The organism is Pseudozobellia thermophila (assembly GCF_900141855.1).
GTDB lineage: Bacteria > Bacteroidota > Bacteroidia > Flavobacteriales > Flavobacteriaceae > Pseudozobellia > Pseudozobellia thermophila.
Genome location: NZ_FQYU01000005.1, coordinates 150,485 through 163,238 on the forward strand (window position 1 = coordinate 150,485; position 12,754 = coordinate 163,238).

The window sequence follows — 12,754 nt, forward strand, 5'->3', positions numbered from 1 at the left end:
ATTATGAAAACATTGCTTTTAGTACTATTTTTGCGCCATATTTTAGTTAACCTAAGGTCTACAATAATATGTCTAAAGACATTCGGATTAAAAAGGGCTTGAACATTAATCTTGTTGGTGCTGCAGAGCAAACTACATCCAAGGCTGTTTTAAGCAATGTTTATGCCATAAATCTTAACGATTTTCACGGAATAACCCCTAAAATGTTGGTGAAGCAAGGTGCCGAGGTAAAAGTCGGGGAACCTCTTTTCTATAACAAGAACAGGGAAGATATGATGTTCGTCTCTCCGGTAAGCGGCGAACTCATCGAAATTAATCGAGGGGCGAGGAGGCGCATTCTTTCCCTTAAAATATTGGCCGATAAGGAGCAGGCCGAAGTTTCCCATTCCCCATTGGAGCTTGGGAAGGCTTCCAAGGACGAGGTCAAGGCCTACCTTCTAAAAGGTGGGGCCTGGCCGTTTATCAAACAGCGTCCTTACGATATCATCGCCGATCCCGATGCCACGCCCAAGGCGGTCTTTATATCCGGTTATGCCACAGCACCATTGGCGGCGGATCTTGACTATGTTTTGAAAGGCAGGGAAAAAGAGCTTCAGGCCGCTATCACTGCGCTGGGCAAGTTGACCCCGGGCAAGGTGCATGTTTCCGTAGGTGCTTCCTCCAATTCACCATTGGCCGGTCTTTCGGGCATTGAGCTTCACAAGGTTTCCGGTCCGCATCCCGCGGGATTGGTCGGAACCCAGATCAATAAGATCGACCCCATAAACAAGGGGGAGGTCGTTTGGACCGTGGCCGCCCAGGATTTGGTGGTTATCGGCGAGCTTTTGCTGACCGGTAGGTTTAACCCCGAGCGTGTCGTCGCCCTTGCGGGCTCGTGCGTAAAGGCGCCCAAGTATTACACGACCAAGATCGGTGCCGAAATATCTACCTTTTTATATGCCAGTGGCGTTACCAACAATCATTTCAGGGTAATCAATGGCGATGTGCTCACCGGTTCGAAAAGTCGTCCCGATGGCCATCTCGGTTTTTATAACAATACGGTAAGTGTCATACCCGAGGGGGACGATTATGAGCTTTTCGGGTGGAACAAGCCGATTTTCAATAAAATTTCCGCTACCCGGGCCTTGACCTTCTCTTGGCTACAGCCCAATAAAAAATACGACCTGAACACCAATACCAATGGCGAGCATAGGGCCTTTGTGGTTACGGGTATGTACGAGAAGGTGTTTCCGATGGATATCTACCCCATGCAGCTGCTTAAGGCGTGTATGGTAAAGGATCTTGACGAAATGGAGCAATTGGGACTTTACGAGGTGGCGCCCGAAGATTTTGCTTTGACTGAGTTTGTGTGTGTTTCCAAGCAACCGCATCAGCAGATCATACGCGAAGGGTTGGATTTGTTGTATAAAGAAATAGGATAAAGATGAGTGATAAAAGACTGACTTTAAAGAAAAGGTTGCACATTATTAAGCATCATTTTCGAGGTAAGAAAATGGCGCCCGCCTTTAATGCGTTCCATACCTTTTTATTTACGCCCGACGAAACGACCCATAACGGTAGCCATGTCAGGGCGGCCGACGATTTGAAACGTACCATGAACACGGTTATTATGGCCTTGGTCCCGGTACTTGTTTTTTCCATGTTCAATGCAGGTTATCAGCATTATTCCGCAATCAACGGTTTTCCGCAAAATTTCTCGTTGATGGACGATTTTCTTACCTGGGACAACTTCTGGATCGGGATCATTAAGGTGCTTCCCCTCTTGGTCGTGTCGTATGGGGTAGGACTTTTGGTCGAATTTATATTTGCCGTGATCAAGGGGCACGAAGTGGAGGAAGGATACTTGGTGACGGGTATGCTGGTACCGCTGATCGTGCCGATCGATACCCCGCTTTGGATGTTGGCCGTGGCCGTTGTCTTTGGTGTGGTCATAGGTAAGGAGGTCTTTGGGGGTACCGGGATGAATATCCTGAATCCTGCGCTTACCATACGGGCCTTCCTGTTCTTTGCCTATCCTACGTGGATGAGCGGTGACAAGGTTTGGGTGTACCAGGCGGTCGAACGCGCCGGTGGCCCCGACGCCATTTCCGGTGAGACCATTTTGGGCTATTTGGCCCAGAACAAAGGGGCCGAGATGTCGTATTCGGTTTCCGATATGTTCTTCGGTTTTATACCCGGTTCCGTCGGTGAGACCCCGACCTTCCTTATCCTTTTGGGAGGCTTGTTCCTGATTTTTAGCAAGATCGCCAGCTGGCGTATTATGTTGAGCGCCGTTATCGGTTCCTTGGTCATGGGTCTGATCTTTAACGGAGTGGTCGATCAAGGTTGGATCGGTGAGACCAGTAAGTTTTATGGCTTGATGAGCTTTCCCTTCTGGCAACACTTGATCGTGGGGGGTCTGGCCTTTGGTATCGTCTACATGGCGACCGACCCCGTGACGGGGGCCCAAACGAACCGGGGCAAGTGGTTCTATGGTTTCTTTATCGGTTTCCTTTCCGTAATGATACGGGTCTTTAACCCGGCCTATCCCGAAGGTGTTTTCCTGGCCATTCTTTTGATGAACGTGTTTGCACCGACCATTGACCACTACGTGGTTCGAGGGAACATAAAACGAAGAATGAAACGACTCAAAAACGCAACCATCTTGCCCAAGGATTCCGAAGGCAAGGCAAACGAACTTCAAGCAGAAACCGTATAGTTATGTCAATCAATACAGATAAAAATTCATATACCGTTGTCTTTGCCGCCGTAATGGTGGTGATAGTCGGTTCCCTTCTGGCTTTTATGTCGTCGAGCCTAAAAGACCGGATTGCGGAGAACGAACGGTTCGAAAAGCAACAGAACATTCTTTACGCCATGGGCGTAAACGAGAATGTCGATGAAGGAAGTGTAAACTTTGTTTCCACTGACAAGGTAGAGGGCGAATTCAAGACCTATATCAAAAAACAGTTGGTCATAGAGGGCGATCAGGTTAGCGAAGACGACCATGCCTATTTGATCGATATGAAAAAGCAGATGGCCATTGCCAAAAAGGGCGAAACGCCGAAGCTTCCGTTATTGGTCGGAGAGAAGGACGGTGAGACCTTCTACATCATCCCCATGTACGGCAAGGGGCTATGGGACGCTATCTGGGGCTTTATTGCGCTGGACAAGACCATGACCGTAAGAGGCGTCTATTTCGATCACAAGGGTGAAACACCCGGCCTCGGGGCCAACATCAAACAACGCTACTTTATGGATGATTTCACCGGTGAAAGCATCCTAAAGGGAGATGAGTACGTGGGTATTACAGTGGCCAAGGGCAATAACGACCCCTTGAACAACGAAAAAGACGATAATGAAGTCGATGCCTTGGCAGGTGCAACCATTACCGGTAACGGGGTGTCGGCTATGATCAAGGAGAGTATCAACCTCTACAAAGACTATTTAAAAACTGTTAGCGCAAAATAATATGGCACTATTAACAAAAAAAGACGCAAGTCTAATAACAGACCCGTTGGCCGACAACAACCCCATTACCATTCAGGTATTGGGTATATGTTCCGCATTGGCGATTACCGCAGAGCTAAAGGCATCGGTGGTAATGGCGATCTCGGTCCTTTTTGTTTTGTCGGTGGGTAACGTGGTTATTTCGTTGATGCGAAATATTATTCCTTCAAAAATTAGGATCATCGTTCAGTTGATCGTGGTGGCCACCTTGGTAATTATCGTAGACCAGGTATTGAAGGCCTTTGCCTATGAATTGAGCAAGACCCTTTCGGTATTCGTGGGGTTGATCATTACCAACTGTATCATTATGGGACGCTTTGAGGCCTTTGCCCTGGGTAATGGCCCCTGGAGGTCTTTCCTTGACGGTATCGGTAATGCCCTGGGCTACGGTGTCATTTTGGTCATCGTGGGCTTCTTTAGGGAGCTGTTGGGTTCGGGAACCTTGTTCGGCTATCCCGTTTTGGGAAACCCGATCGAAAAAACCGGATTGTATTCCATAGGGTACGAAAACAATGGCTTCATGATCATACCACCGGCGGCCTTGATCGTTGTGGGTATCATCATTTGGGTGCAGCGTTCAAGAAATCCGGCCTTGGTCGAAGATCATTAATTAAGGTAAAAAGATAGAATTATGTTAGAGCATATCGAATTATTTTTTAAGTCCATCTTCATCGATAACATGGTGTTCGCCGTGTTCTTGGGGATGTGTTCCTACTTGGCGGTCTCCAAAAAGGTGGCCACTGCCGTTGGTTTGGGCGCGGCCGTTATTTTTGTACTGGCGGTTACCGTACCGTTGAACTGGTTGTTGGACCAATACCTTTTAAGGGATGGCGCATTGGTATGGTTGGGGCCTGAATACGCCGATTACAACCTGAGCTTCCTTTCGTTTATCCTCTTTATCGCTACCATTGCCACAATGGTGCAGTTGGTAGAGATCGTGGTAGAGAAGTTTTCGCCTTCCCTGTATAACTCCTTGGGTATATTCTTGCCTTTGATCGCCGTGAACTGTGCTATCTTGGGCGGTTCGCTCTTTATGCAGTCAAGGGATATTCAAAGCCTGGGCCTGGCCTTCAATTATGGCGTTAGTTCGGGTATCGGATGGTTCTTGGCCATATTGGCCATTGCCGCGATCCGTGAAAAGATTAGATACTCCAATGTACCAGCACCCTTACGCGGCTTGGGCATTACCTTTATCATTACCGGGTTGATGGGTATCGGTTTTCAGAGTTTCGGGGGGATGTTAACCGGTGGCGACGATGCCGCACCTGCCCCGGTCGAGGAGACAACGGCCGAAAAAACGAAAGAGAAGAAAGAAATTAATAAGGAGATAGACAGTAAGGAAGTCTCTTATAACGATGCAATAAACGATTAGATATGCTATTAGCAGCAAGTACAGGCGGAACCATACTTATTACCGTAGTCGCATTTTTAATACTCTTAATGATCTTGGTGGCCCTTTTGTTGTTCACCAAGGAAAAACTTTCGCCCTCGGGTCCGGTGACCATCACCATTAACGGGGAGAAGAAAATAGAGGTAGACTCCGGAAACTCCTTACTATCGACCCTGGGAAACCAGAAAATATTCCTTCCTTCTGCCTGTGGTGGTGGAGGAACCTGTATCCAATGTGAATGCCACGTGCTTTCGGGCGGGGGGGAAGCCCTTCCTACCGAAACACCGCATTTCTCAAAAAAGGAATTGAACGAAGGGGCGCGTTTGGCCTGCCAGGTGAAGGTGAAGCAAGACATGGAAATTACCATCCCCGAAGAGGTGTTCGGTATCAAGAAGTGGAATGCCAAGGTGGTACGTAACTACAACGTGGCATCCTTTATCAAGGAGTTCGTGGTCGAGATTCCCGAGGATATGAACTATAAGGCAGGGGGGTATATTCAGATTGAGGTCCCCAAGTGTGAGGTCAAATACTCGGATATCGATATTACCGCGCATCCCGAGGAACACGAAACCCCTGATAAGTTTCAGGCCGAGTGGGACAAGTTCAACCTTTGGCCCTTGGTCATGAAGAACCCCGAGACGATAGAACGGGCCTATTCGATGGCCTCTTATCCCGCCGAAGGAAGGGAGATCATGCTTAACGTTCGTATCGCCACCCCGCCATGGGATCGCGCCAAGAACGGTTGGATGGACGTTAACCCGGGTGTCGCCTCATCGTATATATTCTCGTTGAAACCGGGAGACGATGTGGTTATTTCGGGCCCTTACGGCGAGTTCTTCATCAATGAGTCCGATTCGGAGATGCTCTACGTAGGTGGGGGAGCCGGAATGGCACCCATGCGATCGCATCTGTACCATCTGTTCAAAACCTTAAAGACCAACAGAAAGGTTACCTATTGGTACGGTGGACGTTCGAAACGCGAATTGTTCTACATCGATCACTTTAAGGAACTGGAAAGGGAATTTCCTAACTTCAAGTTCTATATGGCCCTTTCGGAACCCTTGGAGGAGGACAATTGGAAGGTTAAGGAGAATATAGATGCACCAGGCGACGGTTTTGTCGGCTTTATCCATAACTGTGTGATCGAACATTACTTGAGCCATCACGAATCGCCGGAGGATATCGAATTGTATTTCTGTGGACCTCCGTTGATGAACAAGGCGGTTCAGAAAATGGGTGAAGACTTCGGTATACCTGACGAGCACATACGATTTGACGACTTTGGAGGATAGGCAAATGGCGTAGTCTTCTAAGAAAAATCAATTGAAATAGCTTATAAAAACCGATGTTTACCGCATCGGTTTTTTTGGTCAATTCCGAAAAAAAATGCGAAGAGAACTTTCAAAACAAGAGCTGCACAACCTGGCGATGAACATCGTGGGGCGGCAACTGGAGGCCGAAGGCTACGAATTTATGGGGGTCAATAGCCAACCCAGAAAAAATCCGCAGTTCGTATGCCTGAAAGAAAAACAGCTTCACTTTATCGTAGTACGCCATGTGCCCTACCCGAACGATCCAAGGGCCTACGACAAGGCGCTTATGGCCAAGATGAAAGACCACGCCGACAAACACGAGGCCCGTACCTATTATGCCGGTGTCGGACTTTCGAATGCCAAAGACCGGGAGCTTCCGGTCTACTTGAACGAGGAATATATTGTTGAGTTTAACGGATTGATAGAAATTGAGGATGAATAGGATTATTGTGTTGTGCCTCTTGCTATGTGCGGTGGCATGTGGGGAAAAGGAAGCGTTCATTAAAAATGTCAGCAGCGGTGCCGCCTTGGGTACGACCTACAACTTGGTCTACCTTACGGCAGACGAACCCCTCGATCTGCAAGGGCAGATCGACTCCGTGTTCCAGGCCGTCAACCGGTCCCTTTCGACCTACCTTCCCGATTCCGATATATCGAAAATCAATCGGGGCGACAGTACCGTTGTCGTCGATGCGATGTTTCGGGAGGTCTTTAGCATGGCCAAGGACGTGCACAGGGCTACCAAGGGCTATTTCGACCCTACGGTGGGCCTATTGGTCAATGCGTGGGGCTTTGGCCCGGGAGAACGGATGAAAATGGACAGCGCCCAGGTACTGGCCCTTAAATCGCGCGTGGGCTTCGATATGGTAAGCCTTACGCCCGAGGGCCTTGTGAAAATGGAAAAACCGGGCATGTACCTCGATTTTAACGCCATTGCCAAGGGATACGCCATAGACCGGCTGGCCAAGTTGATGGACAGCCATTATATCGATGATTATCTGCTTGAAGTAGGGGGCGAACTCGTGGCCAAGGGAGAGAACCGGATAAGGCACAAGCTATGGGTGGTAGGTATCGATGACCCGCAAATGGAAACCACCCGACAACTTAAGACGACCATACGGCTAAAGGACAAGGGCCTGGCCTCTTCGGGCAATTACCGCCATTTTAGGGTCGACGAAAAGACCGGTGCAAAGTATGTGCACACCATTGATCCCATTACCGGCTTTACCAAGAATGCCCGAACCTTGGGTGCTACCATTGTGGCCAACAATTGTGCCACCGCCGATGCCTATGCGACCGCCTTTATGGCCATGGACCTTGATGAGGCGCTCATTCTGTTGACCGAAGACCACGAACTTGAGGCCTACCTGATCTATATCGACCAAAACGGCGAGGTGGTAGAGTTCATGACCCCTGGGTTCAAAGAAATGGTAGTGGGGCCCTAACGGGGCTTTCTGACCACAGGAAGTATTTCACCTTCCGCCAATCGGTACCTGTCGATTTCCGATGGGGACAGTATTTCGGTATAATTGACCTCCTCGACCTTGAAGCCGATGCTTCTCAACTTGTCGAAGTAATCCCGGCCGTAGACCCTGACGTGGTCGTATTGACCGAATATTCGAGCCCTTTCCTTCGCATCGGTAATACTGTCGTCTTCAAAGGTGTTGGCCCGGGTCAGGTCTTGCGGTATTTGAAAAACGCCCCAGCCGCCTTTTTTCATCACCCTAAAAAGCTCCTGCATGGCCGTGGTGTCGTCGCTGATATGCTCAAGCACATGGTTGCATAGAATAACGTCGAAAGAATTGTCTTCAAAGGGCAGGGCGCAAATATCGGCCTTTACATCGGCCAAGGGCGAGTTCAGGTCGGTAGTGGTATAGTCTAGGTTTTTCAGCTTTCGGAACCGTTTGTAAAAGGGCTGTTCGGGCGCAAAGTGCAAGACCCGGAGCGGTGCACAGAAGAAATCGGTTTCGCTCTGTAGAAAGAGCCAGAGCAAGCGGTGCCGCTCCAACGAGAGGGTAGAGGGCGACAAGACGTTTTCGCGGGGGCTCTCATAACCGTAGGGCAGAAAGCTTCTAAAGCTTTTTCCGTCGATGGGATCCGTATATCGATGGCCCTTCATCCACAGGGCGAAGACGGGGCGCACCACATAGCTGAGGCTAATAAGCCACGGCCTGGGAACCAGATTGAGGAAGAATTTGAAAATCTTTGACACTAATGAAGGCAATTTGCGCCAAATTGATGGCTTTGTTAATTAAAGCACTAGTTTTTCGCGGCGAAATTCATCCTCTTCATTACTTTCAATTCCTAATGCCTTGTAAATATATTGATAGGTCGACAAGAGTTCGGGCTTTCCGTCCACTATGGCCACATTGTGCTCAAAGTGGGCGCTCGGCTTTCCGTCGGCGGTAAGTATGGTCCAACCGTCCTTGAGCTGTTTGATGCGCCTTGTACCCATGTTGATCATGGGTTCGATGGCCACGACCATGCCCTCGACGAATTTTTTGCCTCTTCCGCGCCGGCCGTAATTGGGCATTTCGGGTCCTTCGTGCAACTTTTGGCCCAGACCGTGGCCGACCAATTCGCGTACGACACCATAACCGTGGCCCTCGGTGTAGTTTTGGATGGCGTAGGCCACGTCGCCGACCCGGTTGCCGACCCTGAATTCCTTGATGCCGAGGTAGAGCGATTCCTTGGTTACCTTCAGTAGTTTTTTGGTCTCGGGGGCCACTTCGCCCACCTCGAAGGTATAGGCGTGGTCGCCGTAGTAGCCGTTTTTCAGGGCGCCGCAGTCGACCGATATGATATCGCCGTCCTTTAGGGGCTCCTTGGTCGGAATACCGTGCACCACTTGGGCGTTCGGACTCATGTTCAGCGTGTTCGGAAAACCGTACATCCCCAAAAAGCCGGGTTCCGCGCCTTGCGAACGGATAAAATCCTCGGCGAGTTTATCGAGATACAGGGCGTCTACCCCGGGTTTGATTTCAGAGGCAAGCATGCCCAAGGTTCGGGAAACGACCAATGCGCTTTCGCGCATCAGTTCGATTTCTTCCGGTGTTTTGATTTTTACCATAGCGGCAAAGGTACGTAATTGGAATAATTTTTTATACCAAAGCTTCCCGCGTCATGGCGGCGGGCTGTGGTATACCCATTAGTTTTAGTATGGTCGGGGCAATGTCGCCCAGAACGCCGTCCTTGATTTCCTTGATCTCGTTATCGACCAAGATCAAGGGAACCGGATTGGTGGTATGGGCCGTGTTGGGGCTTCCATCGGGGTTGATCATGGTATCGCAGTTGCCGTGGTCGGCAATGACGATGGAGGTGTACCCGTTTTCAAGACCGGCCGTCACTACCGCCTTGGCGCATTCGTCGACCACTTCGCAGGCCTTGATGGCGGCCGACATAACCCCTGTATGGCCTACCATATCGGGGTTGGCAAAGTTCAGGCAGACAAAGTCGACCTCGCCCTTTTTCAATTCGGGTATGATGGCATCCCTGATCTCATAGGCGCTCATTTCGGGTTTCAGGTCGTAGGTGGCTACCTTTGGCGACGGGCACAGCAAACGCTTTTCGCCCTCAAAGGGGACTTCCCTTCCCCCGTTGAAGAAAAAGGTAACGTGGGGGTATTTTTCGGTTTCCGCTATTCGGATCTGCTTTTTGCCGGCCTTCTCCAGTACTTCGCCAAGGGTGTCTTTGATGTTTTCCTTGTCGTACACCACGTGCACGCCCTTGAAGCTGTCGTCGTAATTGGTCAGGGTAACGTAGTATAGGGGCAGTTTGTGCATGTTGTACTCGTGCATGCACTCCTGGCTTAACACTTGGGTCAGCTCGCGGCCGCGGTCGGTTCTAAAATTGAAGAAGATAACGACGTCGTCTTTCTGGATCTTCGCCACCGGCTGTCCCGAGGCATCGGTCATGACGATCGGTTCGATAAACTCATCGGTAGTGCCCGCATCGTAACTCTTTTGAAGGGTTGCCGAAATATCGGTAGATTTTTCCCCTTCGCTGTTCACTATTACGTCGTAAGCCTTCTTGACACGCTCCCATCGCTTGTCGCGGTCCATGGCAAAATACCGGCCGATTACCGTGGCCAGTTGGGCGTGCTTGTCCTTCGAATAGGAGACCAGGTCTTCGAGAAAGCCCTTTCCGCTTTTGGGGTCGACGTCCCTACCGTCGGTAAAGGCGTGCACGAACATCTTTTTTAAACCGTAGTTGTTGCCGGCATCGATGAGTCCCTTGAGGTGGTTGATGTGGCTATGCACCCCACCATTGCTCAAAAGTCCTAAAAAATGGACGGCCTTGTCGTTCTCCTTGGCATACTGAAAGGCATCTTTTAAGACTTTCTCGTCCTTTAGGGTGTTCTCCTTAACGGCCAAATTGATCTTGGCCAGGTCTTGGTATACGATCCTACCGGCGCCCAGGTTCATGTGGCCCACCTCGCTGTTGCCCATTTGCCCCTCGGGAAGGCCGACGTTCATACCGTCGGTCAAGAGGTTGGCGTTGGGGTATTTTTTATATAGGGAGTCTACGAACGGGGTGTTCGCATTGGCTATGGCCGATACTTTGGGGTCGGGTGATTTTCCCCACCCGTCAAGGATCATCAATATTACTTTCTTGTTCATGCTTACGTGCTTTTACTGAGCTCCAAAAGTACTGTGATTTAAGGGCATTTGCCAATAATTGGAACGGCTTTTTTGTGGCAAATGCCACAGCGATCCCTTTTTTTGATAGCGTCAAAATGGGTTTTTGCCTGCAGGTTGGGGAGCCTAGGGCAACTTGAGGGGGGAGGTAAGTCTTAAAATCGCGTTAATTTGGGGGCGTGTAGTGTTAAAAATTGAAAATTCCCCCTTTTTTTCTGAAACAAAATGGCGGCCCGGGCGTCTATTGGGTGTATTTAATATTCATCAATCTTAAAATCATTCATCATGAAAAAACCCATTATTTACGCAGCCTTGGTTTGTTTGTTATCATCTAGCAGCCTTTTGGCCAATGACCACAAGGTAGATCCACAACCCACAAAAGTAACCGCGCTCAAAACCCTGGAGGTAAGTTCGTTCTGCAAGGCGATCATGAAGGGCGACATTGACATGGTAAAGAAATTGATCGAACTCGGCGAGGACGTGAACCAAAAATCTTTGGGCATGACACCGGCCATCTTCGCCGCACGCTACAACAAGGCGGAGATCCTGCAGCTGTTGATCGACAATGGTGCCGATTTGACGATCCGCAGTGACAAGGGCTTTACGGTAAAGAAATATGCCGAACTTTCCAATGCGGTCGATGCCCTTCGGGTCATAGAGGCTGCCATGGGCAGCTAGGTCCGACGGAAAGGTTTGTAACAAAGCGACCCGGGCATTGCCCGGGTCGCTTTTTTCATAGTGTTCCCATAAAAGAGTAAGGTAAAAAAACCTTAGAATTCGTATCCATTGATCAGCCTTTCCGTAAAGGCGTAAACGGCCATAAGGATCATAATAGCACTGAAAACCGAATAGGCCTTAAGCACTATTACCGCGATTTCCGGTTTGCAATTGTCGAACGCTTCGACATAAAGGTTCCTAAAGTGTGTAAGTGTTCCCATATAGTTTCATTTTCATATAGGCAGGGCTGCCATCTGTTAGTAAATCAAAGCTATAAGGGTTAAATCAGGGTCGCTTGGGTAAGCACATTTGGGATGCTGTAAAGATATACAAATAATGCCCTTGGCTTAGGGGGAGGGTATGCGTTTCATCGAAATTAACGGCATTTCAAAGGATTTATATACTAAGAAAAAGCTTTCTTTGGTAATAGGGCCCCTTTTTATTGCTGGTTGCGGTATTTGGCGATCGATTCCTGAATTTTGGCGATCCTGTTTTCGGGATCGGGATGGGTACTTTGAAATTCGGGGGTGCGGTCGGGACCGGCCGCCGCTTTTAAGATTTCCATCACCTTGATCATCTCCTCGGGCCGGTAGCCCGATTGTATCATAAAGAGAACCCCGAGGTCGTCGCTTTCCAACTCGTCGTCCCTACCGTTGCTCAAAAGGGTATTTTGGCCGATACCGCCTACGAGTCCGCCCAGGTCGCCCCCTACCGAGGCGCCGGTCGACAAGGTCTGCCAGAACTCGCCCTCGGCGATGCGCTCCGCCGAATGCCGGCCGATAACATGACCGATCTCGTGGCCCAGTACCCCGGCCAATTGGGCTTCGTTTAGCTGTTTGAAAAGGGCATAGGTGATGAATATCGGTCCGCCCGGAAGGGCAAAGGCGTTAATGGTCTGGTCGTCGGCCAGCAGGTGAAAGTCGTATTGGTAGGGCGTTTCGCGGGCGATACTACTCTGTACGAGGCGGTGGCCCACCTGGTCTACATAGGCCTGAAGGCGCTCATCGGGGTATAGCCCCCCATATTGCTGTGCGATCTCGGGAGTGCTTTGCAGCCCAATGGCGATTTCTTGCTCCGGACTCATATTGATGGTCTGTACCCGGCCCGTATACGGATTTTCTTCCTTGCTGCTACAGCGCTTGATAAAGGCAAAGGCCACTATGGCCAGCCCGATAAAAATCCGAATCTTCCAACTGCTTCTTCCCATG

General features: G+C 49.7%; 14 protein-coding genes. 9 read left to right on the plus strand and 5 right to left on the minus strand.

Features of this window, described 5'->3' with window-relative positions:
* Window positions 1-68: 68 nt before the first annotated feature.
* The 8 genes from BUB37_RS13930 to BUB37_RS13965 all read left to right on the plus strand — a co-directional run bounded on the left by BUB37_RS13930 (window position 69) and on the right by BUB37_RS13965 (window position 7,637).
* Window positions 69-1,421, plus strand: coding sequence for a Na(+)-translocating NADH-quinone reductase subunit A (locus BUB37_RS13930; protein ID WP_072994428.1), 1,353 nt, complete (start codon window positions 69-71; stop codon window positions 1,419-1,421).
* Between the two features lie 2 nt (window positions 1,422-1,423).
* Window positions 1,424-2,698, plus strand: coding sequence for an NADH:ubiquinone reductase (Na(+)-transporting) subunit B (locus tag BUB37_RS13935; RefSeq protein ID WP_072994429.1), 1,275 nt, complete (start codon window positions 1,424-1,426; stop codon window positions 2,696-2,698).
* A gap of 2 nt (window positions 2,699-2,700) precedes the next feature.
* On the plus strand, window positions 2,701-3,450 hold the full coding sequence (locus BUB37_RS13940) for a Na(+)-translocating NADH-quinone reductase subunit C (protein ID WP_072994430.1): 750 nt from the start codon (window positions 2,701-2,703) through the stop codon (window positions 3,448-3,450).
* Window position 3,451: 1 nt separating this feature from the next.
* Window positions 3,452-4,099, plus strand: a complete 648-nt coding sequence (locus BUB37_RS13945; RefSeq protein WP_072994431.1) for an NADH:ubiquinone reductase (Na(+)-transporting) subunit D — start codon at window positions 3,452-3,454, stop codon at window positions 4,097-4,099.
* Window positions 4,100-4,120: 21 nt separating this feature from the next.
* The gene (gene nqrE, locus BUB37_RS13950; RefSeq protein ID WP_072994432.1) at window positions 4,121-4,861 is read left to right on the plus strand and encodes an NADH:ubiquinone reductase (Na(+)-transporting) subunit E; all 741 of its coding nucleotides are present in this window, start codon (window positions 4,121-4,123) and stop codon (window positions 4,859-4,861) included.
* Between the two features lie 2 nt (window positions 4,862-4,863).
* Window positions 4,864-6,171 carry an NADH:ubiquinone reductase (Na(+)-transporting) subunit F gene (gene nqrF, locus BUB37_RS13955; protein ID WP_072994433.1) on the plus strand — a complete coding sequence of 436 codons (1,308 nt, stop codon included), beginning with the start codon at window positions 4,864-4,866 and terminating at the stop codon, window positions 6,169-6,171.
* Between the two features lie 94 nt (window positions 6,172-6,265).
* A complete protein-coding gene (locus tag BUB37_RS13960) occupies window positions 6,266-6,634 on the plus strand; it encodes a Na(+)-translocating NADH-quinone reductase subunit F (protein WP_072994434.1) in 369 nt (122 codons plus the stop codon).
* The gene (locus BUB37_RS13965) at window positions 6,627-7,637 is read left to right on the plus strand and encodes an FAD:protein FMN transferase (RefSeq protein ID WP_072994435.1); all 1,011 of its coding nucleotides are present in this window, start codon (window positions 6,627-6,629) and stop codon (window positions 7,635-7,637) included. The genes BUB37_RS13960 and BUB37_RS13965 overlap by 8 nt, the downstream gene beginning before the upstream one ends.
* Here the strand turns inward: BUB37_RS13965 and BUB37_RS13970 are convergent.
* Genes BUB37_RS13970 through gpmI form a run of 3 tightly spaced genes read right to left on the minus strand, consistent with a single transcriptional unit; the run spans window position 7,634 to window position 10,811 of the window.
* A complete protein-coding gene (locus BUB37_RS13970; protein ID WP_072994436.1) occupies window positions 7,634-8,404 on the minus strand; it encodes a class I SAM-dependent methyltransferase in 771 nt (256 codons plus the stop codon). The genes BUB37_RS13965 and BUB37_RS13970 overlap by 4 nt on opposite strands.
* Before the next feature lie 39 nt (window positions 8,405-8,443).
* Entirely contained in the window at window positions 8,444-9,262 is an 819-nt protein-coding gene (map, locus tag BUB37_RS13975) for a type I methionyl aminopeptidase (protein WP_072994437.1), read from the minus strand.
* Window positions 9,263-9,293: 31 nt separating this feature from the next.
* Complete coding sequence (gene gpmI, locus BUB37_RS13980; RefSeq protein ID WP_072994438.1) at window positions 9,294-10,811, minus strand: 2,3-bisphosphoglycerate-independent phosphoglycerate mutase; 1,518 nt, start codon at window positions 10,809-10,811, stop codon at window positions 9,294-9,296.
* 303 nt (window positions 10,812-11,114) lie between these two features.
* Between gpmI and BUB37_RS13985 the strand changes: the two genes are divergently transcribed.
* Window positions 11,115-11,507 carry an ankyrin repeat domain-containing protein gene (locus BUB37_RS13985; protein ID WP_072994439.1) on the plus strand — a complete coding sequence of 131 codons (393 nt, stop codon included), beginning with the start codon at window positions 11,115-11,117 and terminating at the stop codon, window positions 11,505-11,507.
* Window positions 11,508-11,599: 92 nt separating this feature from the next.
* Here BUB37_RS13985 and BUB37_RS21650 read toward each other — a convergent pair whose 3' ends face one another.
* Complete coding sequence (locus BUB37_RS21650; protein WP_170863169.1) at window positions 11,600-11,767, minus strand: DUF6747 family protein; 168 nt, start codon at window positions 11,765-11,767, stop codon at window positions 11,600-11,602.
* 218 nt (window positions 11,768-11,985) lie between these two features.
* The gene (locus BUB37_RS13990) at window positions 11,986-12,753 is read right to left on the minus strand and encodes a M48 family metalloprotease (protein ID WP_072994440.1); all 768 of its coding nucleotides are present in this window, start codon (window positions 12,751-12,753) and stop codon (window positions 11,986-11,988) included.
* Window position 12,754 lies beyond the last annotated feature (1 nt).